We start from the raw sequence: 22,244 nt of genomic DNA on the forward strand, positions 1-22,244 counted from the left end.
GGCCGGTTCGATCAGGCCGGTTCGATCAGGCCGGTTCGATCAGGCCGGTTCGATCAGGCCGGTTCGATCAGGCCGGTTCGATCAGGCCGGTTCGATCAGGCCGGTTCGATCGTGCTCAGGGCGGCGCGACTCAGGGCAGCGTGACGATGGCGACCTTATCGTCGGCCACCGCGGGCACGATCAGGTTCTTCCCGGCCCCATCCAGGGTGAAATCGGCCGGTCCGTGCAGATCCTGGGGCAACTTGACGGTCGCGACCTCGGTGCCATCGGTGTGATAGATCTTGATCGTGCCGGGCACCGGCTTATCGGCAGACACCCAGTCCGATACCGCGAGATCGCCGTTGGGCAGCAGTGCGATGCCATCGAATACGCCGTGCACCGTACCGACCTTGCCCACGGCAGCCGGAGCGTGCTCGATGCCGAACTTGTACAGATCGCCGCCCTCGAAGTGCGCGCCGAGTCCGGCGACATAGGCGGTCTTGGTGGACTTGTCGAGCACGATGCCGTTGGCGCCCGGAATCGACGTGGTCAGCGTGCCGAACTTCTTGCTCTCGATATCGAGCTTGTACACCGCACCGCGCACCGTATCGGTGACCAGCAGAGTCTTATCGTCGAGCACCGCAATGTCATCGAGCAGCGCCGCGGCATCGCCGCCGAGCGGGGCCTCGAAGACCTGTCCCAGCGTGTCGACGTCATAGCCGACGACGCGATCGATATCGGCGACGAACACCTTGTTGTCCGCGTAGGCCATCCCCTTGGGCGCGTTCAGCGGCGGATCCCCCGCACGCGGAATCGCCTTGCGCTCGATCACCTTTCCGGTCGAGTCCAGCCGCGAGAGGAAGCCGTCGCCGTCCTTGGTCATCGGCTCCTGCGTCGCACCGATATTCGATACGAACCACTTGTCCCCGGCGACCACTACACTCTCCGGCTTCGAAAAGCCGTCCAGCACACCGGGCGCCGAGGCCGCCGCGTCCTTCTTATCATCGCCGCAGCCGGATACCGCCGCGACGAGCAGTAGCGCCCCGGCGACGGCACCCGCCGCCCGCACTGCCGATCCTCTACGCACACCGATCGCCATCTCGTTCCCCATCGTTTCCGTCTCCGCGCAACCGCGCTGCTCGGTGGAAACGTAGCCGATTGGGCTCAGAAACGACGGATCGTGTAGATGTGGAAGTCGGCGAGCGGATGCAGGCCGACCGGGATCCCCCAGTCGTGGGCGTCGAGGATCTGGCCGCGCCCCGCGTAGATGCCGACGTGGGACGCGTCCTCGTTCAGGATGACGACATCACCCATCGACAGCGCTGACAACGGGACCGCGGCGCCGACCCTGGCCTGTTGCCAGGTGGTGCGCGGCAGCCGCACTCCCACCTGCGCGAACGACCACTGCACCAGACCCGAACAGTCCCACGCGAGCGGTCCGGTGCCGCCCCATTGATAGGGCTTGCCGATCTGGGTGTACGCCGCGGCCAAGGCGCCGAGTCCGGCAACACTCGGCAGCGGTAGTGCCGCAGAGCCGCTGGAACTGCCGGACGCCGAGCCCGAGCCACCCGAACCGGTGCCACCTGAACCGGTGCCGCTCGAACCGGCGCCGCTCGAACCGGCGCCGCCCGAACCGGAGGCGCTGCCGGTATCGCCGTGCACCGGCCCGGCCAGGGCCAGCGCGACGACGGTCGATACCAGAAAACCAATAGCTATCCGGCGCAATGCCTTTCTGCATTCGCTGATCATGTGTGCTCGCCCCTTCCGTCGACCCGGCTACCGCGCGGTACCGACCTCGACATCGGGGGTGGGAACCGCGCATCACAGCACCTGCGCCCAGCACGTATCCACGTGCGGCGCAAGGTATTTCAGGTAGAGCAGTTCAAGCACGAACGTTTACTGCCGTCACAGGAGTGAACCTGCGTATCAGCAGCAACATGCCCGATTGTGCCGGGCATTGTGCAACCACGACAGCGAATTAGCTATTTCTCAGCATGTGATCTATCTCACACGATTCGGGGCGAGGCCAATGGCCTCGCCCCGAACTCCGCCGCGTCAGACCCTGGCGATCGACACCCGCACGCCACCGACGATATCGGCGGCATCCGCGCCCGGATCACCGAAACTCAGCTCGGTGGCGAGGATTTCACCCGCGATGAGATCTCGGTGCACCTGCGCCCACGCCTGCTTGTCATCGGGTACCGCGAGCACCACCGTGATGCGGTCGGAAACGTCGAGCCCCAGCGACTTTCGCGTCTCCTGCAGATCGCGGATCACATCGCGGGCCCAGCCCTCGGCCTCGAGTTCCTCGGTCACCTGCGAATCGAGGACAACCAGACCGGCATTGCCGGGCAGCGCCGCCGTGGATTCGGGTTCGGCCGCAACCAAGCGCTGGGTGTACTCCTCGGGCAGCAACTCGATGCCCGCCGCGGTAACCACACCGTCGGCGTTCTCGGACCATTCGCCCGCCTTCACCGCCTTGATCACCGTTTGCACATCCTTGCCCAGGCGCGGGCCAGCGGCACGGGCGTTCACGACCAGTTCGAAGCGGCCGTGCACGGCGACATCGGTGGTCAGGTCGACCTTCTTGACGTTCACCTCGTCGGCGATGATGTCGGCAAAGGGCCGCATCCGCTCGGCGTCGGGCGCGGCAATGGTGACCTCGGCCAGCGGCAGGCGCACCCGCAGGTTCTGTGCCTTGCGCAGACTCAGCACCGTCGAGCAGACCACCCGGACCTCGTCCATCGCAGCCACCAGATCCGAATCCTCCGGCAGCTCGCCCTCCTTGGGCCAATCGGCCAGGTGCACCGACTGCTCGCCGGTGAGCCCGCGCCAGATCACCTCGGAGATCAGCGGCAGCAGCGGCGCAGCCAGCCGGGTGACGACCTCGAGCACCGTATGCAGCGTGTCGACCGCATCCCGGTCCTCTTCCCAGAAGCGCGAACGCGACCGGCGCACATACCAATTGGTCAGCGCGTCGGCGAACGAGCGCAACTCCTCACAGGCGCCCGCGATGTCGTAGACGTCGAGCGCCTCGGTCATCGCATCCCGGGTCGCGGCGAGTTTGGCCAGGATGTAGCGGTCCAGCACATGCGGCGAATCCGTGCGCCACACACCGGGTTTCGAGGCGTAGAGCTGCAGGAAGGTCCATGCGTTCCACAGCGGGCGCAGCGCGTGGCCGACCCCCTCGCGAATACCGCGCTCGGTGACGATGAGATTGCCGCCGCGCAGGATCGGCGAACTCATCAGGAACCAGCGCATCGCATCGGAGCCGTCCCGGTTGAACACCTCGTTCACATCCGGGTAGTTGCCCTTGGACTTGCTCATCTTCAGCCCGTCGTCACCGAGCACGATGCCGTGTGCGGCAACGGTTTTGAAGGCCGGGCTGTCGAACAGCGCGGTCGAGAGCACGTGCAGGGTATAGAACCAGCCGCGGGTCTGCCCGTTGTATTCGACGATGAAGTCGCCGGGGAAGTGGTTGTCGAACCACTCCTTGTTCTCGAACGGGTAGTGCACCTGGGCATAGGGCATCGAGCCGGACTCGAACCAGCAGTCCAGGACCTCCGGCACCCGGCGCATGGTCGACCGACCCGTCGGATCGTCCGGATTGGGCCTGGTCAGCTCGTCGATCATCGGCCGGTGCAGATCGGTCGGGCGCACACCGAAGTCGCGCTCCAGCTCATCGAGCGAGCCGTATACGTCGGTGCGCGGATAGGCCGGATCATCGGACACCCACACCGGGATCGGGCTGCCCCAGTAGCGGTTGCGGCTGATATTCCAGTCCCGCGCGCCCTCGAGCCACTTGCCGAACTGACCGTCGCGGATGTGCTCGGGCACCCAGGTGATCTGCTTGTTCAGCTCGACCATCCGGTCGCGGAATTTGGTCACCGCGACGAACCAGGACGGCACCGCCATGTAGATCAGCGGCTGGCCGGAACGCCAGCTGTGCGGGTAGGAGTGCTCGATCGTCTCGTGCCGCAGCAGCTTCCCCGCGGCCTTGAGGTCCTTGATGATCACCGGGTTCGCGTCGAAGACCATCATGCCCTCGTACGGCGGCACCATCGAGGTGAACTTGCCGCCCGGATCCAGCGGCTGCACCAGCTCGATGCCGTTGGCCGATGCGACGTCCATATCCTCCTCACCGAAGGCCGGTGCGAGGTGCACGATGCCGGTGCCGGAGTCGGTGGTCACATAGTCGGCGGTCAGCACGCGGTGCGCGTTCGGATGACCGACGAAGAAGTCGAACGGCGGGGCATACGACAGATCCGCGAGGGCGGCACCGTCGTACTCGCCGAGCAGCTCGACAGGAGCGGAGTCTGCGGAGCGACCAGCCGATTCAGCGCCGCCGAATTCGCGGGCATAGTGCGACACCCGTTCCGCGGCCAGCAGATAGCGCTTACCGTCGGCGGCGCGCACATGCATGTAGCGCACATCCGGATGCACCGCGATCGCCAGGTTCGACGGCAGCGTCCACGGCGTGGTGGTCCAGATCAGTGCATTGGCGCCGTCTAGGGCGTGCAGCGGATGGTCGGCCGGTACCCGCAGCACCATATCGACGGTGACGGCCGGGTCCTGACGCATCTTGTACGCGTCGTCGAGCCGGGTTTCCTGATTCGACAGCGGCGTTTGCTCGTACCAGCTGTAGGGCAGCACCCGGAAGCCCTGGTAGATCAGGCCCTTCTCGTGCAGCGACTTGAACGCCCACATCACCGACTCCATGAAGTCGAGATCAAGCGTCTTGTAGTCGTTGTCGAAGTCGACCCAGCGAGCCTGACGCGTCACATAGTCACGCCATTCACCCGTGTAACGCAGCACCGAGGATTTACAGGCCGCATTGAATTCCGCGAGCCCCATCGCATCGATCTGTGATTTGTCCGTTATACCGAGCTGCTTTTCCGCTTCGATTTCCGCGGGCAGTCCGTGACAGTCCCAGCCGAAACGCCGATCGACCCGCTTCCCGCGCATCGTCTGGAAACGTGGGACAAGATCCTTGACATACCCGGTGAGCAGATGTCCGTAATGTGGCAATCCGTTGGCAAACGGCGGCCCGTCGTAGAAGACGAACTCTCCGGCGCCCGAGCGGTTCTCGATGCTGGCGCGGAAGGTGTCGTCGGTGGCCCAGCCGTCGAGCACACGACGTTCCAGGTCCGGGAAGGATGCCCCGGTACCAGCGCCCAGATCGACGCGCGGGTATGCGCTGCTGGAAGGTTCGTCCGCCATCGCGGATGCGTCTCCTCGTGCCGCCGCGCCGTAGCGCGTATCTGTCAGCACGGGGACGATGACGACGCCCGTTGCGTCGAAACCGCGGTACCACCCCGCTTGCCCGGGAGCCGCGCACGATCCGCGCAACCACCAGGACCTCTCGTTATGAGCTGTAACGGGCTCTCCCGTTCGGTTCTACTTGGCGCGCGAGGCGCACCGTTCTTCCGAAGGCTCCCCGGTGATGGCCGGATCGACGCCGCATACATGTTTGATTCTAACCAGTGCGGTCAAACCACTAGGTTGTGGCCACACTTCACCGTTTCGCATGCCGACCGGGTGGCGGCGCGGCGTCGCTGTCGGAACTCCGCATGGAGAGCGCACTCACCAGCAACAGCACAGCGCCAATGACACATACGAGGATGCAACCCCAGGCCCACAGCACCGACCCGGTGGTCAGCGCGGCCACAAGCAGGGCGAATCCGATCGCGGCAAGGACGAGCGTCAAGACGAGCATGATGACCCCCTAGGCATGCCAGGCGGTTCGGCAGGTAGCTCTAGCTACTCGAACAGCAACTACAGCGGAGATGTCTCTCCAATACGAGATTACTTGCCGCCCTTGGCGAACGACGCGGGAGCGAGATTGTTCGCGGTATTGGCGTCGACGAAGGCCTCGCCGCCATCGACCGGAACAGCCGAGCCACGGTTCTCCAACTCCTCGAGCTGCGACTCCAGGTACGACTTCAGCCGCACGCGGTATTCCCGCTCGAAGGTCTTGAGCTGCTCGATCCGGCTCTCCAGCACGCTGCGCTGCTGGGTGATGGTGGCCATGATCTCGGCGTGCTTGCGCTCGGCGTCGGCCTGCAGCGCGTCGGCCTTCTCTTTTGCCTGCCGTAGCTGGTTGTCCGAGCGGGCCTGCGCATCGGAGAGCATCGCGTCCGACTTCTGGCGGGCATCGGCGATCATCGCTTCCGAACGAGTCCGGGCATCGCCCACCAGACGCTCGGAATTGGCACGCGCATTGGAGAGCAGATTCTCCGCTTCGGTCTTCGCGTCGGTGGTCAGCCGGTCCGCCATCTCCTGGGCGAGGCTGAGCACCTTGGCCGCCTGCAGGTTCGCATCGGCACTCGGCGCATCCTTGGCTACCGGCGCAGCGACAGGCATCGGTGGCGGCGGCGGAGCCTGCTGCACCGGGGGCTTGATGGGCTCGGGCTGCGGCGGCGGCATCTGCTGCACCGGCGATTTCACCGGGTTCGGTTGTGCCGGGGGGCGATTCTTCTTGGCATCGGCCAGTTCCGCATCCAGCTCGGCAACCCGCTGCCGCAGGTCAGCGTTCTCCTCGATAAGGCGCGAGAGCTCCTGCTCCACGAGATCCAGGAACGCGTCTACCTCATCCTCGTTGTAGCCGCGCTTCCCGATCGGCGGTTTGCTGAACGCGACGTTGTGCACATCGGCTGGGGTCAGCGGCATGGAAGGATCCCTTCGCGCGTCTTTTGGAGATCTAGCAGATCTAGCAAGCTATCTTCTCGGTTCATTCTGTCACACTGGGGCTACCCGTCGGCGTGGCTGCCCACAAACGTCATCGAGATGAAGACGACGAAAAGCAGGACCATAATCGACAGATCGAGTCGAATTCCTCCCAATGACACCGGTGGTATCAACCGCCTCAGGAGTTTCACCGGTGGGTCGGTGATGGTGAAGATCACCTCGAGGATCACGGCGACGAAGCCGCTAGGGCGCCAGTCCCGGGCAAAGCTACGGATGAACTCGACGATCACACGGCTGATCAACAACAGCCAGAAGATGAACAGTACGAAGTACAACACCGCGAACAAGGCCACCGCCTCACTCTGCCCCAAAATCCGCGTCGCGCAAAATGACCACACCGCTGGTGACTGCTCGTCAGCCGCTTGAATAGGTCCGCCCCATACGCAACGGGTCTAACAGAACCCCCGGGAGCACAACGCTATTTCTGGTTGTAGAAGCCGGTTTCGGCGATCCTGCGACGTTCTTCGGCGGAGACATCGACATCGGCCGGTGAGAGCAGGAACACTTTGGTCGCGACCTTGTCGAATGATCCACGCAGCGCGAAGGCCAGACCAGCGGCGAAGTCGACCAGGCGCTTCGCATCGGCGTTGCTCAGATCGACCAGGTCCATGATCACCGGGTTGCCCTCGCGGAAACGCTCACCGATGATGCGGGCCTCGCTGTAGTCGCGCGGGCGCAGCGTCGTGATCTTGGACAAGGGACCTCCGTCCTCGAAGATCCCCGGCCGACGTGCGGGAGCGGGCTCGGGGCGCACGCGCTCCTCCATGCGCCGCTCCTCGGCCTCGGGATCGACGGCGAGCGCACCTCTGGTGGCTCCCCGCAGCATCGGCGCATTACCGCCCGCACGGAATCGGCTGGCGGCCGGTGCGGTATCGATCCTGGTGGGACGCGGCCGCGCGTCATAGCGGTCGTCCACATAGGGCTCGTCGACGTAATCGTCGCGCCGAGACATCGGATAGCCCGCCTTGTACGGCGACTTGTACGCGGGCTCAGGGTAATCCGGCTCATCGTCGTAGCGGTCGTCGGCATAGCGGTCCGCGCCGTATCCGGCGCGCTCGGGGTAGTCACGGGGCCGGGGCCGACGGGAGCCACGCTCGTCCGCGCCGCGAGGGGCAGGTTCGGCGACGTAATCGTCTTCGTAATCCTCGAGCGGAACCATGCCGAAGTACGCCTTGAACTTGTGCAGCGTGCTCATGCCTGCACCTCGCTGTCGCGTTCGCTCATTTCGGTCGACCTTCCTTCGGCCCCGGTGGCGGCCGGGTGTTGAAGTCTTGCTCAGCCCTCTCCAGTCCCAGCATATGTGTCAAATGTGACTGATGAGGTTTCTTTGCTACGCCGAGGTTATCGGTCGGGCGCCCATCAAGGCGGTACCGACACGCACACAGGTCGAACCGTGTTCGATCGCCGATTCCAGATCGCTCGACATTCCGGCGGACAGTTCGATGGCGTCGGGATGATTTGCGCGTATCACCTCGTGCAAAGTTGCCAGGCGTGCAAAAGCATCGTCCGGCGTGGCGTCGAGCGGGGGGATCGCCATCAGGCCCGCGAGCTGCAGTCCCGCCGCGGCGGCCACCCGATCCGTCAGTGCCACAAGATCTTCGGGGGCGACGCCACCGCGGCCGGGATCCACGTCCAGGCTCACCTGGACCAGAACTCGAACAGGTTCACTGCGCTCTCCGGCGTCCAGTGCGGCCCGTGCCGCGGTGTCAAGGGCCGTTGCCAGACGTTCGCTGTCAACCGAGTGCACGGTGTGCGCCCAGTGCGCGACGGTGCGCGCCTTGTTGCGCTGCAGTCGACCGATCATGTGCCAGCGTGCATCTGCCAGCGCGGCCAGCTCCGCGACCTTGGCGGTGGCCTCCTGCTCCCTGGACTCGCCGAATTCCCTGCAGCCCAAGCGGTACAGGATCGCGACGTCACTGGCGGGAAAGAACTTCGTCACCGGCAGCAGCCGCACCGAACCCGGATCACGCCCGGCCGCATGACAAGCCGCTCCGATCCGCTTGTTCAGTTCGGCGAGGTTCGCCGCCAATTCGGCGGTCCGACCGTCCATCTTCTCGGCCGCAACGGATTCCGGCGCCGCGGCTGCGTCGATCGTTCGCTCGCTGCGCTCGCTCATGCGTCCGCCTGCATCCAGATCACCCCGGCCATGCGGCCGGTCGGCGCGCCGCGGCGATGACTGAACAAGGTCTTGTCCTCGATTGTGCACCGCGGGTCGACGGCGACCCCGCCGATTCCGGCCTCGGTGAGTTGGCGCCGAATTCCGGCGCGCAGGTCGAGGCCGGGAGTGCCGCGCACGGTTGTGGTGGCACTGCCGGGCAGATGCGCCTCGACATCGGCGCGCATCGCGGCGGGCACCTCGTACTGTCTGCCCGATGCGGCCGGACCGAGGAAGGCACCGATGCGCTCGAGGCGAGCGCCGACCGAAACCATCGCGTCCAGTACCCGCGGCACAATGCCGATGCGCGCCCCGATCCGACCGGCGTGCACCGCCGCGAGCACGCCCGCCTCATCATCGGATAGCAGAACCGGTACACAGTCCGCGGTGAGCACCACCAGCGCCAGACCGGGCACCGTGGTCACCAGTGCGTCGGTGGCCGGCACCGGCGCATCCCGTGGCCCATCGATGATTTCGACATTGCGCCCGTGGATCTGTTCCATCCACACGAGCCGATCCGGCGTGAGGCCGATCCCCTCGGCCAGCCGGTCCCGGTTCCGTTGCACGGTCGCCGGGTCGTCCCCCACGTGATCCCCGAGATTGAACGAATCGTACGGCGGCGCCGAGAAACCGCCCGCCCTCGTAGTGGTCACCCGTCGAACGGTCAAAGTCGGCGCTGCTCCCCCGCCTCCCCGGAACTTTTGCCGATCGTCGGGCGCGTCGACGGCGCCGTCGCGGGCCGACGGTCGTGTGCTTGGCTGGGTGCTGGTCGTGCCCGACGAGTTACCCATGTACGTACAAGATCTGTTGTTGCGTGGGCATACCGCCCAGTGTGCCAGTCCGGCCTAGCGATTGCTCATGACCTACCGACGCATGAACGAGGGCACATCGACGTCGTCATCGTCATCGGAATCGGGCGGTTCGATATGCGAGCGCGAGTTGTGTGCCACCGTCGGCTCGGCCAGTGTGCGGGGCCGCTCGGTATCGCGGTAGCTCGGCGCCGCGCCCCGGGTGGAGCTGGTTTGACCTGCGGCGGAAGCGGTTTCGGTGCGCGCGGACGCGGCGATCTCGCTGGTCCTGCTGCTTGGACCGATCTCACCGGCCCGGCCCGACCCGATCGCGCCGCGGCCCGCCTCGAAGGTGCGCCGGGCCGGGCCGCCGCCGTCGAAACCGGCGGCGATCACCGTGACGCGAACCTCATCGCCGAGCGAATCGTCGATGACGGTACCGAAGATGATATTGGCCTCGATATGCGCGGCCTCCTGTACCAGCGAGGCGGCCTCATTGATTTCGAACAGGCCCAGATCCGAACCGCCCGCGATCGAGAGCAGCACACCGTGCGCACCATCCATCGATGCCTCGAGCAGTGGCGAATTGATCGCCGACTCGGCGGCCTTGACCGAACGGCCCTCACCGCGCGCCGAGCCGATACCCATCAAAGCGCTACCCGCACCGGACATCACGCTCTTCACATCGGCGAAGTCGACGTTGATCAGACCGGGCGTGGTGATCAGATCGGTAATGCCCTGCACACCGTTGAGCAGTACCTCGTCCGCGGAACGGAAGGCATCCATCAGGCTGACCGCGGCGTCACCGAGCTGCAGCAGCCGATCGTTCGGAATGACGATGAGCGTGTCGCAGGATTCGCGCAGCAGGTTGATGCCCACTTCGGCCTGGTTGCCCCGCCGCTTGCCCTCGAAGGAGAACGGCCTGGTCACCACGCCGATGGTGAGGGCGCCGAGCTTGCGCGCGATGCTGGCCACGACGGGCGCGCCACCGGTACCGGTGCCACCGCCCTCGCCCGCGGTGACGAAGACCATGTCGGCGCCCTTGAGCACCTCTTCGATCTCGTCCTTGTGATCCTCGGCGGCCTTGCGGCCGACCTCCGGGTCGGCACCGGCGCCGAGACCGCGCGTGAGCTCACGGCCGACGTCGAGTTTGACGTCGGCATCGCTCATCAGCAGCGCCTGCGCGTCGGTGTTGACCGCGATGAACTCGACTCCCTTGAGTCCCTGCTCGATCATCCGGTTGACGGCATTCACGCCGCCGCCGCCGATACCGACGACCTTGATCACAGCAAGGTAGTTGTGCGGGGGCGTCATGGGCTCTCGCCTTCCTTCGATCTAAAGTCTGTCGTTTTCGGATTCTCGACATTCAGCCCGTGGAAACCCCGGTTGTTTTGCTCCGGCAGTTTCGCGAGGTGCGCCACTGCCCGAGCAAACCCTAAACCTCAACCATAGGGTTAGCGTTATGTCAAGTATCCGACTGCTGCGGAACGCTATTCGCAGCCGCCGCGATAGGCGTGCAGGCGCGCCGAAACGACTGACAGAATCTTGTGTGATCCCTCTCGTCTCGCCGCACGACACGCCGTATCGTGGACGGTTGCCCCCGAACCCCCGGTCTCGCTGGCCTGTTCCCACTGCGGTCACAGTTCCATCGAAAATCCCCTGGGCACAATGGGTATCGATCACTTTACCGTGACCAGATTCGGACTCGAAACATCGAACACCGTTCCATCGCGGGTCAACAACGGCATTACCACTGCCGCCTTGCGTTCCGCGTCATTGGTTCCACCCCACAGTACCGTGCGACCATCGCGCAGGTTCAGTGAAATATTCGAAATCGACCGCGCGACAACCTCGTCCACCTGAATGACCAGCGCCGCAGGTAGCACCGACAATACCGAGACCGCCGCGCGGGTCACCGGATCGCCGCCGCCGGGATCGGCGGTATCGAGCTTCGGCACACCGATCGGCGGTTCGTCGATTGCGAACTCGACACTGTCGGCATCCATCAGATGCGCGCCCTGCGGGCTGTCCCAGAACAATACGGGCGTGCGCTCCACGACCGTCACCTTGACCTTGGACGGAAATACCCGTTGCACCCGCGCGCTGCGCACCTTCGGAATGCTCACCACCCGCTGGGCCATCGCATCGGTATCGATGCGCAACATCGAGCGCCCGGAGGGGATCTCGAGTTTGTCGCGCACCTGCTGTTCGGGCACCGTGACCAATCCGTCGATCTCCACGGTGCTCACCGACAGCACCGGGGTGAACCAAGCCAGCACCGCGAGAACTGTAACGACGCACACGGCGAGCAAACTCCCCAGTCGGAAGCGGCCGGAACGACTCAGCCGGGCCCACTGTTCGAACCAGTCACCCGCGATTCGCACCGAGGGTCACCGGCCGTATTGCGGACGCGCTCGCAGGCCGTCGAGGATCTGGCTGCCCAGCATCGTCACATCGCCGGCGCCCATGGTGATCACGACATCACCGGGCAGTGCGAGTCGGGCGACCTGGCGGCCGACCCGCGACATATCCGGCTGGTAGTGCACGGGTTTGGTGACGGCCTGGGCGACCAGTGCGCCGTTGACGCCCGGCAGCGGCTTCTCCCGCGCGCCATAGACATCCAGCACAACGACTTCGTCGGCCAGGCTCAACGCCGCACCGAAATCCTGGGCGAAGGTGGCGGTGCGACTGTAGAGGTGCGGCTGGAACACCACGATGACCCGGCCCTGCCGAGAGCGGGCGCCGTCGCGGGCCTCCTGCTGCACCAACTCGGCGGCGGCGCCGAGCACCGCGCGCACCTCGGTCGGGTGGTGGGCGTAATCGTCGAAGACCCGCACGCCGTTTTCCCGGCCCGCGAACTGGAATCGGCGATGCACACCGCCGAAACCCTCCAGCCCCTGGACGATTTCGTCCACATCGGCACCCGCGGCACGCGCAGCGAGCAGCGCCGCCAGCGCGTTGAGTGCCATATGCCGACCGGGTACCGACAGTCGCAGCGTGCGCGGGGCCGCCTCGTCGGCGAGTTGGAATTGCGCGAGTCCGCCGACATCGCGCGGCTCCCAGCTGTGCAGTCGCACCCCGACCGGCACCGGCGCGTCGGGCAGTTCACCCGAGCCGTAGCCGAGCACCCGGACATTCTTCTGCGCCAAGCGCGGACCGATCCGCTCGGCCAGCGCGCGGGAACCGGGATCGTCCAGACACACCACCAGCAGGCCGCCAGGGGCGAGGCGATCGGCGAAATCGTCGAAGACCTGGACGTAGGCCTCATCGGTACCGAAGAAGTCCAGGTGATCGGATTCGATATTGGTGACCACCGCGACATCCGGGTCGTATTGCAGCAGTGACCCGTCGCTCTCGTCGGCCTCGGCGACGAAGATCTCGCCGGTGCCGTGGTGGGCATTGGTGCCCGCCTCATTGAGTTCACCGCCGACGGCGAAGGACGGATCGAATCCGCAGTGCTGCAACGACACGATCAGCATCGAGGTGGTGGAGGTCTTGCCGTGCGTACCGGAGACCAGCAGGGTTCGGTGCCCCTGCATCAGGGATGCGAGCACGGCGGGGCGCAGCAGCACCGGAATATCGCGCCGATTCGCCTCGACCAGTTCGGGATTGGTCTTCGGGATGGCGGCGTAGGTGGTGACCACCGCGGTCGGGCCACCGGGCAGCAGATCGAGGGCGCTGGCGTCGTGACCGATGCGCACCTGGGCGCCGCGGGCCCGCAACGCGAGTACACCGCGGCTCTCCTTGGCGTCCGAACCGGAGACCGAGCCGCCGCGCGAGAGCAGGATGCGGGCGATTCCGGACATTCCGGCCCCGCCGATCCCGACCATGTGCACGCGCGCCAATTCGGGCGGCAAAGTCGAGCGCGCCTCGTCGGCGGCCCCGGGCTCGATCGCCCCGGATTCGGTGGCCTCGGCACCCGTGGTCACCGGCCGCTCACCTCAACGACAATGCGCGCCAGCTCGTCGGCGGCATCGCGATGCCCGGCGCCTGCGGCGGACAGGCCCATCTGGATCAGCCGTGCGCGGTCGGTCAGCAGCGGTATCACCTCGTCGATCACGTATTTCGGGGTCAGCTCGGCATCGGGGACGATTCTGCCACCCCCTTGGCGGACGATCGGCCTGGCATTGAGTTCCTGCTCACCGTTGCCGTGCGGCAGCGGCACATAGAACGCGGGCAGGCCGACCGCCGACACTTCGGCGACGGTCATCGCGCCGGAGCGGCAGACGACCGCGTCCGCGGCGGCATAGGCCAAGTCCATTCGGGAAAGATACGGCACGGCGAGATAGCGCACCCCTCCTTCACCCGATTCCTGCACTTCGAGGGTGTTCTTGGGGCCGTGCGCGTGCAGTACCGAAACACCCGCGGCGGCCAGCTGCGCCGCCGCGCCGGAGACCGCTTTGTTCAATGACACCGCGCCCTGAGATCCGCCGAAGACCAGCAGGACCGGCCCCTCGGCGGGCAGGCCGAAGTGCGCGCGGGCCTCGGCCCGCAGTGCGGCCCGGTCCAGTGCCGTAATGGAGCCGCGCACCGGAATGCCGATGACCTCGGCGTTGACGAGCCCGGAATCGGGTACGGCGGCGAACACTCGGGCGGCGCGCCTGGCGCCGACCTTATTGGCGATGCCCGCCTTGGCATTCGCCTCGTGCACCACCACCGGCACCGCGCGCCTGCGCCCCGACAAGCCCCGGCCCGCGGCGAGGTAGGCGGGCAGCGCGACATAGCCGCCGAAGCCGACGATCACATCGGCCCCGACCGTATCGATGACCGCTCGGGTCCTGGCCACCGAGGCGCGCACCCGACCGGGCAGGCGCAGCAGATCCGCGGTCGGCTTGCGCGGCAACGGAACCGGCGGGATCAACTCGAGCGGATAGCCGCGCTCGGGCACCAGTTTGGTCTCGAGTCCGCGTTCGGTGCCGAGTGCGGTGACCCGGATCGAATCGTCGAGTCGCTTCAGTGCGTCGGCGACGGCCAGCGCGGGCTCGATATGGCCCGCGGTGCCACCGCCAGCGACGATCACCGACAGTGGGTCACTCACCTGGATCTTCCCCGATCTCTCGCATGGTTTATCGGATAGCTCGGCTCCCACGCCCTGGTCGCCCGCAGGGAACTCGTCCCCCGGCTCTCCGGCACGCGGCGGCGCCCCGGGTCGGCTTGCGGCCGTCGGCTCGGCGGCAGTGCCGCCCGCGCCCGCTCGGCTTTTGCCCGCTCGGCCCGCGCCCGCTGTTCGGCGGCCTTGGCCTTGGCCGCGGCCGTGCGCGCCCGCGCCGCATCCGCCTTGGCCGGTGAGTACACCTCCGGCTTGGGCAGCCGCAGCAGTCGGCTGAATCGGCCGTCCTGTCCGGCCTGCAGCGCCGCGATCGCCTCGGGCTCATGTCTGGCCGCATTGGCGATGATGCCGAACATGAACAGCGTGATCGCCAGCGACGAGCCGCCCGCCGAGACCAGCGGCAGCTGCAGCCCGGTCACCGGGAGCAAGTTGACCACATAGCCGATATTGATCAGCGCCTGACCGGTGATCCAGGTCGTCGCGGTCGCGGTGAGCAGCCGCAGGAACGGATCGACCGAGCGGCTCGCGATCCGCAGGCCGGTGTAGACGAACAGCGCGAACAACCCCAAAACCAGTGCGCAGCCGAGGAAGCCGAGTTCCTCGCCGATGATGGCGAAGATGAAGTCGTTGTGCGCATTCGGCAGGTACTGCCATTTGGCCCGGCTCTGCCCGAGACCACGGCCCCAGATGCCGCCATCGGCCAGTGAGTACAACGCTTGGCGCGCTTGGTAATTGATGCCCTGCGGATCGTCGCCCGGATTGAAGAACGCGCGCATGCGGTCCGAGCGGTAGCCCGCGGACAGCGCGAGTATGCCCGCGGCGATAACACCCGAGATAGCGATGGTGACGAACAGTCGCACCGGCAGCCCGCCGAACCACAGCAGCGCGGCCAGCACGATGCCGAGCGCGATCGTGGTCGACAGATTCGGCTCGAGCACCACGAGCAGGCAAACCAGCAGACCGGCGGGTACCAGCGGCACCAGGATTTCCTTGAGGCTCGCCTGTTCGGAGCGACGCGAGGCGAGCAGATGCGCACCCCACACCACCAGGGTCACCTTGACGATCTCCGAGGGCTGCACCGAGATCGGGCCGAGGAAGAACCAGCGCCGCGCGCCCTGTACCTGCGAGCCGATGCCCGGGATCAGGACCAGCACGAGCGCCAGCACCGAGATCGCGAACAGCGGAAACGACCACTGCCGTAACCGCCGCAGCGAAATCCGCAGCGCGAGATAGAACAGCACCGCACCGATCGCGGCGAACATGGCCTGCTGGATGAACAGCGAATACGCCGAGCCACCAACGACATACGCCTCGACGCTCGACGCCGAGAGCACCATGACCAGGCCGAGCACGGTGAGCAGCGTCGCGATCGTGACGACGAGATGGAAGGACGCGAGCGGGCGCGCCAGCCAGGCGCCGAATTTGGTGGCGGCCAGCCGATTCCGCCGCGGTGTCCGATCGGCGGCGCTCCCGGAACTCTCCGTGGTCACGCTCCGCTGCCGTCTCCGCCGCGGGGTCTCGGTCATAGTTGCCGCCCGATGTCACCGTCTTCCAGGGCGGCCACCGCGGCGACGAAGCTGCGCCCGCGGTGGGTGTAGTCGGCGAACATATCCAAGGAGGCCGCGGCCGGGGCCAGTAGCACGGTGTCACCGCGACGGGCGAGCCCGGCCGCGGCACGAACGGCACGCGCCATGACGGCGTCGGCGCTCGCGGCATCATCGGTCCCAGCGTCACCCATGCCTGCATGGTCTCCCGCGCGGACCTCGATGACCGGGACCTCGGGCGCGTGTCGCGCCAAAGCGGCCGCGATCACCGGCGCGTCGGCGCCGAGCAGTACGGCGGCGGCGAGCCGGTCGGCGATCTCCTCGACCAGATCCTCGACCGAGGCCCCCTTCAATTGCCCGCCGGCAATCCAAACCACCTGCGGGTGGCCGAGAATCGATGAGCGTGCGGCATGCGGGTTGGTGGCCTTGGAGTCATCGATGAATTCGACCCCGGCCAGCTCACGGACGAATGCGGACCGATGCGGACCGACCTTGTGCTCGATGAGACCTTCCCGCACGAACTGCGGTGCGATATCGATGGCCCTGGTCAGCGCGGCGGCCGCGAGCGCGTTGGCGACACCGGCGGGTCCCTTGGGGCTGATATCGCCGACTTCGGCGAGGATCGCGGCCTTGGTGAAGGCGCGGTCGAGCAGTTTGCCGTCCACGACACCGAGTTCGCCGTCGGCGGGCACGCCGATCCGGAAGCCGACCGTCCGGCGCGCCCTACTGCGCCGGGCCAGCGAGGCGGCCACTGGATCGTCGAGTCCGACGACACCGACGCGGCCGTACAGCGCCCTGGACTTGGCGGCGGCATAGGCATCGAGGCCGCCGTGCCAATCCAGATGGTCCTCGGCCACATTCAGCACCACACCGGCCTCGGGCCGCACCGAAGGCGCCCAATGCAATTGGAACGAGGACAGTTCGACCGCGAGCACCTGCGGACCGGGATTGCGCCGCAACGCGTCCAGAATCGGCAGCCCGATATTGCCGCAGGCGACACTGGCGACTCCCGCCGCGCGCAGGATCGAATGCACCATCGAGGTGGTGGTGGTCTTGCCATTGGTCCCGGTCACCACCAGCCATTTACGGACCGGACCGTAGATTCTGGCCTGATCGACCCACCAGGCGAATTCGACATCGCCCCAGACCGGGGTGCCCTCGGTCACCGCCGCGGCCAGCACCGGTGAGTCCGGTCGCCAGCCCGGACTGGTGATGACCAGCGCGAACCGGCTCCAGTCCGCGGATTCCAGTTCGGCACAGGTCGCGATGTCGAGGCCGAGCCCGGCCGCCTCTGCCAGTGCGGCCGCGCCGCCGTCGGTGACCACCGGGTGCGCGCCTATATCGCGCAGCGGTTCGATCAGCGAGCGACCCGAGACACCCCATCCGGCCACCAGAACGTCACGGCCGCGCAGGAATTCGAGCATGGGCCCCGGTGTCCGCAGGGCCCTCGGAGAATGTTCGACCATCGCTACTTCACCCGACCGCTGAGAGATATTCGCTATAGAACAGGCCGAGTCCGACCGCCGACGCCATGGCCGCCAGTAGCCAGAACCGGATGATCACCGTAGTCTCGGCCCATTTGCTGAGTTCGAAGTGATGGTGGAACGGCGCCATCTTGAATAGCCGGTTGCGGGTAGTGCGGTACACCGCGACCTGCAGCACCACCGAGGCGGTCTCGGCGACGAACAGCGCGCCGATCACGACCATCAGCAATTCCGTCCGGGTGGTGATCGAGAGTCCGGCGAGCATGCCGCCGAGGGCCAGCGAACCGGTATCGCCCATGAAGATCTTGGCCGGTGCGGCATTCCACCACAGGAAGCCCACACACGCAGCGGCGGCCGAGGCACATACCAGCGCCAGATCCAGCGGATCGCGCACGTTGTAGCAGCCCGCCTCCGGAATCGTCGCGCAGGCATTGCGGTACTGCCAGAACGTAATGATCACGTAGGCGCCGAGCACCAGGCTCATCGAACCCGCCGCCAGACCATCCAGGCCGTCGGTCAGGTTCACCGCATTCGACCAGGCGACGACCAGCAGGCAGACCCAGCACAGGAAGATGATCACGCCCATCGATACCGTGGTGATATCGCGGACGTAGGACAGATGCTTACTCGCCGGAGTCAACCCGTTGCCGCCGCGGAACTGCAGGGCGAGCACGCCGAAAATGACCGCGGCGCTGATCTGACCGATGTACTTGCCCGCGGCCGACAGCCCCAGATTGCGCTGCTTGCGCAGCTTGATGAAGTCGTCGAGGAAGCCGACCACACCGAGTGCGGTGGTCAGCCCGAGCACCAGAATGCCCGATGCGGACGGCCCGTCGGCGTCGTAGCCGATGCCGATCAGATGTGAGCCGAGGTAACCCGCCCACATGCCGACCAGGATGGCCACACCACCCATGGTCGGGGTGCCGCGCTTGGCCTGATGACTGGCCGGACCGTCGACCCGGATCTCCTGGCCGAAGCCCTGCCTGGCGAAGATCCGTATCAACAGCGGCGTCAACAAGATGGAGACCGCCAGCGCGATCCCCGCCGCGAACAGAATCTGCCTCATCCAAGCGCCTCCGTGCTACCCCTAGTTCCCGCACGCTCCGCGCCGGTCAAATGTTCGGCGACCTCCCACAGGCCGACCGCCTTGGACGCTTTGACCAGCACCACATCGCCCGACTCGACCTCGCTGTCGAGCAGTGCGATGGCTGCGCCGATATCGGGCACGAGGATCGACTCCTCGCCCCAAGAGCCTTCCATTACCGCACCCTGATGCATCGCGTGGGATGGCCTTCCGGTGCCGACGACGATCAGCCGGGAGACATCCAGACGCACTGCGAGGCGGCCGATCCGGTCGTGTTCGATGACAGATTCCTCGCCCAGTTCGCCCATTTCGCCGAGCACGGCCCAGCTGCGGCGCGGAGTGCCGCCCGCGCGGGACATGGTCACCAGGGCCTTGAGGGCGGCGCGCACCGAATCCGGATTGGCGTTATAGGAATCGTTGACCACGGTGATGCCGTCGGCGGTGGTCCGCACATCCATGCGGCGCGCCGATGCGGGGTGCGCACCGCACAGTGCCCGCGCAACGGTTTCGAGGTCGGCGCCGCATTCGAGCGCAACCGCCGTCGCGGCCAGTGCGTTGCCGACCTGGTGCTCGCCGTGCACGGCCAATTGCACCGCAATGCTGCCCTTGCCGGTGTGCAGCGTGAAACCCGCGCGGGCCTCGGCGTCCAGTTGGACGTCGGTGGCCCGGATTTCGGCGCTCGCCGCCTGGCCGACCGTCACCACGCGGGCATTCGTGCGCGCGGCCATCGCGGCCACCTGCGGATCGTCGGCATTGAGCACGGCGAGTCCGGTCGGCGGCAGCGCCTCGACGAGTTCGCCCTTGGTCTGCGCAATGGCCTCACGGCTGCCGAATTCGCCGAGATGGGCGGTGCCGACATTGAGCACAACGCCGATCTTCGGCGGTGCGACCCGCGCGAGTGCGGCGATATGTCCAGGGCCGCGTGCGGACAGTTCCAGTACCAGGAAGCGGGTGTCGGCATCGGCGCGCAGCGCGGTCCACGGATGGCCGAGTTCATTGTTGAACGATCCGGGCGGGGCGACGACCGGCCCCAGCGGCGCGAGTACGGCCGCGAGCAGATCCTTGGTCGAGGTTTTGCCCGAAGAGCCGGTCACCCCTACGACGGTGAGTCCACCTGCGGCGGTGTCCGATCGGCCGCCCTCGCGGCGCCCTCCGCGCTCAGGCTCCGCTACCGCCTCCGGGCGCGTCGCTCCCGCGGCGGCAAGACGTTCGACACTCACTCGGGCGAGCGTAGCGAGCGCGGCCAGCACCGCGGCCCCCGACCCATCCGAATCACCGGCCAGCGCAACGGATTTCGCGGGCACGGTGCCCGGACTCGGGGTCACCACGATGGCGGGCACGCCCACCGGACGGGCCGCGAGCACCGCGACCGCGCCGGCGTCGATCGCCGCCTTCGCGTAGTCGTGGCCGTCGGCGTGCTCGCCGGGCAGGGCCAGGAACAGATCACCGGAACCGATTCGGCGCGAATCGAATTCGACCGAACCCGTTACCGTCGCCTCCGGGTCGGGGGCGTCGTGCAGCGCGCCACCGACGGCCTCCGCGATCTCCCGCAGTGTCATCTCGATCATGAAACCGTCAAGTCCTCCGCGTCCGACCCCTGCGGACTCTGCTCAGTGTTGCCGTCCTGCGTCGTCTGGTCGCCACGCAGGCCCCGCTGCCGTCGTTCCAACGCCGCCGCGAGCACCTCGCGGTCATCGAACGGATGCTTCACACCCTGGATCTCCTGCCCGGCCTCATGGCCCTTACCCGCCACCAGCACCACGTCACCGGGACCAGCCCAGTCGACGGCGGCGGCGATGGCCGCGGCCCGGTCCCCGATTTCGCGCACCTCACCGCGTTCGGCCTGCGCAACCGCGAGCGCGCCCGCGCGCAATGCGGCGCGGATCGCCGCGGGATCCTCGGTGCGCGGATTGTCATCGGTGATGATCAACAGATCGGCGCCACGCGCACCGGCGGCACCCATCAGAGCTCGCTTGCCCGCATCCCGGTCACCACCCGCGCCGACGACCACGGCCAACCGACCGGCAGTATCGGCGGTATCCGAGGTGCCGCGCTCGCGGTGCCCTGCGTGCGCGTGCATTCCTCCTTGCGGGGTATCGCCGTGACGGCCCGCACCGGATGCCTCTGGGCCCGTCGCGCCCGCCGCGGTGAGATGCTCGCGCAGCGTTGCGATCACCGACTCCACCGCGGCAGGTTTGTGCGCGTAGTCGACGATCGCCAGGAAATCCTGCCCCCGCTCGACCCGCTGCATCCGGCCCGGCACGTCGACGGTGGCCAGCGCGGGTGCGGCGACGGCGGGATCGGCTCCCGCGGCCGCGCACACCGCGACCGCCAGCAGTCCGTTGGCGACGTTGTAGCGGCCCGGAAGTCGCAGGCGCACATCGACATTCATGTCCGGTCCGGCGATGCTGAACTCCTGCTCGCCGCCGTGCGCGATTACCTCGCCGGTGAGCTTCCAGGTGCCGGAACCGGTGGTGGATACGGTGATCGGGTCCGCGAGGTCCGCAGCCAGGCGCTGCCCCCACTCGTCATCGACGCAGATGACGGCGGTGCGCGCAGCGACCGGCGACGCCGCTTCGAAAAGCCTGCGCTTGGCGGCGAAGTAGTCCTCGAAGTCGGCGTGGAAGTCCAGGTGGTCCTGCGAGAGATTGGTGAACGCGCCCACCGTGAAGCGCACCCCGTCTACCCGGCCCAGCGCGAGCGCGTGACTGGAGACCTCCATCACCACCGCGTCCACACCCTGCTCGACCATCAGCGCGAATATCGCGTGCAGCTGCGGCGCCTCCGGCGTGGTCAACGCGCTCGGCACCCGGCGACCGCCGATTCTGGTCTCGATGGTGCCGATCAGCGCCGTGGAAAGGCCAGCGGCCGCCAATCCGGCCTCCACCAGATATGCGGTGGTGGTCTTGCCGGAGGTGCCGGTAATGCCGACTATGCGCAGCCGCTGCGACGGATTGCCGTAGAGCTCGCCCGACAGCTCGCCGAGCACCGACCTCGGCTGCTCGCGGACCAGCACCGGTACCCCGAGTTCACCGATCAGTTCGGCACCCGCCGGATCGGTGAACACTGCGACGGCGCCCCGCTCGACGGCGTCGCGCGCGAACCGGGCCCCGTGTGACTGCGCGCCGGGCAGCGCGGCGAACAGATCACCGGGCAGCACCGCATTCGAGCGCTGCTCGATGCCGGTGACCTGGATCTGCGAGAGATCCGCGCGCGACGAGCTGGCACCGGTCAGTGCCAGCACGGTGGACAACGACGTCGACCTCGGGTGGGTCGGCCGGAGCGCGTGCTGGCTGGACTGCGCGGGCACAGGGCTCCTCTCGGGAATCGACACGGATAAGGGCTGAGTTGATCATTGGGAAGGCAGGGAACGTCGAGTCAGGTTACCGACGTCGGCTCACGGCCGGACAACG

At 67.0% G+C, this 22,244-nt stretch carries 18 protein-coding genes; all 18 read right to left on the reverse strand.

Going from position 1 to position 22,244, the window contains the following annotated elements; translation table 11 throughout:
• Nucleotides 1–130 precede the first annotated feature (130 nt).
• A complete protein-coding gene (locus ABZW16_RS22985; protein ID WP_354958016.1) occupies nt 131–1,090 on the reverse strand; it encodes a hypothetical protein in 960 nt (319 codons plus the stop codon).
• A gap of 53 nt (nt 1,091–1,143) precedes the next feature.
• Nucleotides 1,144–1,728: an NlpC/P60 family protein gene (locus tag ABZW16_RS22990; protein ID WP_354958017.1), complete on the reverse strand. Its 585-nt coding sequence runs from the start codon at nt 1,726–1,728 to the stop codon at nt 1,144–1,146.
• A gap of 306 nt (nt 1,729–2,034) precedes the next feature.
• Entirely contained in the window at nt 2,035–5,199 is a 3,165-nt protein-coding gene (gene ileS / locus ABZW16_RS22995; protein WP_354958018.1) for an isoleucine--tRNA ligase, read from the reverse strand.
• Between the two features lie 295 nt (nt 5,200–5,494).
• Nucleotides 5,495–5,695, reverse strand: coding sequence for a hypothetical protein (locus tag ABZW16_RS23000; RefSeq protein WP_354958019.1), 201 nt, complete (start codon nt 5,693–5,695; stop codon nt 5,495–5,497).
• 89 nt (nt 5,696–5,784) lie between these two features.
• Nucleotides 5,785–6,648, reverse strand: coding sequence for a DivIVA domain-containing protein (locus tag ABZW16_RS23005; RefSeq protein ID WP_354958020.1), 864 nt, complete (start codon nt 6,646–6,648; stop codon nt 5,785–5,787).
• Between the two features lie 80 nt (nt 6,649–6,728).
• Entirely contained in the window at nt 6,729–7,019 is a 291-nt protein-coding gene (locus tag ABZW16_RS23010) for a YggT family protein (RefSeq protein WP_354958021.1), read from the reverse strand.
• 125 nt (nt 7,020–7,144) lie between these two features.
• Nucleotides 7,145–7,921: a cell division protein SepF gene (locus ABZW16_RS23015; RefSeq protein WP_354958022.1), complete on the reverse strand. Its 777-nt coding sequence runs from the start codon at nt 7,919–7,921 to the stop codon at nt 7,145–7,147.
• A 135-nt stretch (nt 7,922–8,056) separates the two neighbouring features.
• A complete protein-coding gene (locus ABZW16_RS23020) occupies nt 8,057–8,776 on the reverse strand; it encodes a YggS family pyridoxal phosphate-dependent enzyme (protein ID WP_354958052.1) in 720 nt (239 codons plus the stop codon).
• 62 nt (nt 8,777–8,838) lie between these two features.
• Nucleotides 8,839–9,549 (reverse strand): peptidoglycan editing factor PgeF, encoded by a 711-nt coding sequence (gene pgeF, locus ABZW16_RS23025; RefSeq protein ID WP_354958023.1) that lies wholly within the window; start codon nt 9,547–9,549, stop codon nt 8,839–8,841.
• Nucleotides 9,550–9,744: 195 nt separating this feature from the next.
• On the reverse strand, nt 9,745–10,983 hold the full coding sequence (ftsZ, locus tag ABZW16_RS23030; protein WP_354958024.1) for a cell division protein FtsZ: 1,239 nt from the start codon (nt 10,981–10,983) through the stop codon (nt 9,745–9,747).
• A gap of 365 nt (nt 10,984–11,348) precedes the next feature.
• Entirely contained in the window at nt 11,349–11,948 is a 600-nt protein-coding gene (locus ABZW16_RS23035) for an FtsQ-type POTRA domain-containing protein (RefSeq protein ID WP_354958025.1), read from the reverse strand.
• Nucleotides 11,949–12,059: 111 nt separating this feature from the next.
• Nucleotides 12,060–13,499 carry a UDP-N-acetylmuramate--L-alanine ligase gene (gene murC, locus ABZW16_RS23040; protein WP_354958053.1) on the reverse strand — a complete coding sequence of 480 codons (1,440 nt, stop codon included), beginning with the start codon at nt 13,497–13,499 and terminating at the stop codon, nt 12,060–12,062.
• A gap of 95 nt (nt 13,500–13,594) precedes the next feature.
• On the reverse strand, nt 13,595–14,707 hold the full coding sequence (gene murG, locus ABZW16_RS23045) for an undecaprenyldiphospho-muramoylpentapeptide beta-N-acetylglucosaminyltransferase (RefSeq protein ID WP_354958026.1): 1,113 nt from the start codon (nt 14,705–14,707) through the stop codon (nt 13,595–13,597).
• Nucleotides 14,704–16,155 (reverse strand): putative lipid II flippase FtsW, encoded by a 1,452-nt coding sequence (gene ftsW, locus ABZW16_RS23050; RefSeq protein ID WP_354958054.1) that lies wholly within the window; start codon nt 16,153–16,155, stop codon nt 14,704–14,706. Before ftsW ends, murG begins: the two co-directional genes overlap by 4 nt.
• A gap of 86 nt (nt 16,156–16,241) precedes the next feature.
• Complete coding sequence (gene murD / locus ABZW16_RS23055; protein ID WP_354958027.1) at nt 16,242–17,687, reverse strand: UDP-N-acetylmuramoyl-L-alanine--D-glutamate ligase; 1,446 nt, start codon at nt 17,685–17,687, stop codon at nt 16,242–16,244.
• 49 nt (nt 17,688–17,736) lie between these two features.
• Nucleotides 17,737–18,813, reverse strand: coding sequence for a phospho-N-acetylmuramoyl-pentapeptide-transferase (gene mraY / locus ABZW16_RS23060; RefSeq protein WP_354958028.1), 1,077 nt, complete (start codon nt 18,811–18,813; stop codon nt 17,737–17,739).
• Nucleotides 18,810–20,399, reverse strand: coding sequence for a UDP-N-acetylmuramoyl-tripeptide--D-alanyl-D-alanine ligase (murF, locus tag ABZW16_RS23065; RefSeq protein ID WP_354958029.1), 1,590 nt, complete (start codon nt 20,397–20,399; stop codon nt 18,810–18,812). The genes mraY and murF overlap by 4 nt, the downstream gene beginning before the upstream one ends.
• On the reverse strand, nt 20,396–22,141 hold the full coding sequence (locus ABZW16_RS23070; RefSeq protein ID WP_354958030.1) for a UDP-N-acetylmuramoyl-L-alanyl-D-glutamate--2,6-diaminopimelate ligase: 1,746 nt from the start codon (nt 22,139–22,141) through the stop codon (nt 20,396–20,398). The genes murF and ABZW16_RS23070 overlap by 4 nt, the downstream gene beginning before the upstream one ends.
• Nucleotides 22,142–22,244 lie beyond the last annotated feature (103 nt).

Origin of the sequence: Nocardia sp. NPDC004604 (assembly GCF_040609795.1) — a bacterium.
Classification (GTDB): Bacteria; Actinomycetota; Actinomycetes; order Mycobacteriales; family Mycobacteriaceae; genus Nocardia.

Coding starts and splice junctions, on each gene's coding strand:
- ABZW16_RS22985 (WP_354958016.1), bottom strand. CDS start 1,090: ATGGGGAACGAGATGGCGATCGGTGTGCGTAGAGGATCGGCAGTGCGG.
- ABZW16_RS22990 (WP_354958017.1), bottom strand. CDS start 1,728: ATGATCAGCGAATGCAGAAAGGCATTGCGCCGGATAGCTATTGGTTTT.
- ileS (WP_354958018.1), bottom strand. CDS start 5,199: ATGGCGGACGAACCTTCCAGCAGCGCATACCCGCGCGTCGATCTGGGC.
- ABZW16_RS23000 (WP_354958019.1), bottom strand. CDS start 5,695: ATGCTCGTCTTGACGCTCGTCCTTGCCGCGATCGGATTCGCCCTGCTT.
- ABZW16_RS23005 (WP_354958020.1), bottom strand. CDS start 6,648: ATGCCGCTGACCCCAGCCGATGTGCACAACGTCGCGTTCAGCAAACCG.
- ABZW16_RS23015 (WP_354958022.1), bottom strand. CDS start 7,921: ATGAGCACGCTGCACAAGTTCAAGGCGTACTTCGGCATGGTTCCGCTC.
- ABZW16_RS23020 (WP_354958052.1), bottom strand. CDS start 8,776: ATGGACGGTCGGACCGCCGAATTGGCGGCGAACCTCGCCGAACTGAAC.
- ftsZ (WP_354958024.1), bottom strand. CDS start 10,983: ATGACGCCCCCGCACAACTACCTTGCTGTGATCAAGGTCGTCGGTATC.
- murC (WP_354958053.1), bottom strand. CDS start 13,499: ATGGTCGGGATCGGCGGGGCCGGAATGTCCGGAATCGCCCGCATCCTG.
- murD (WP_354958027.1), bottom strand. CDS start 17,687: ATGCTCGAATTCCTGCGCGGCCGTGACGTTCTGGTGGCCGGATGGGGT.
- mraY (WP_354958028.1), bottom strand. CDS start 18,813: ATGAGGCAGATTCTGTTCGCGGCGGGGATCGCGCTGGCGGTCTCCATC.
- murF (WP_354958029.1), bottom strand. CDS start 20,399: ATGATCGAGATGACACTGCGGGAGATCGCGGAGGCCGTCGGTGGCGCG.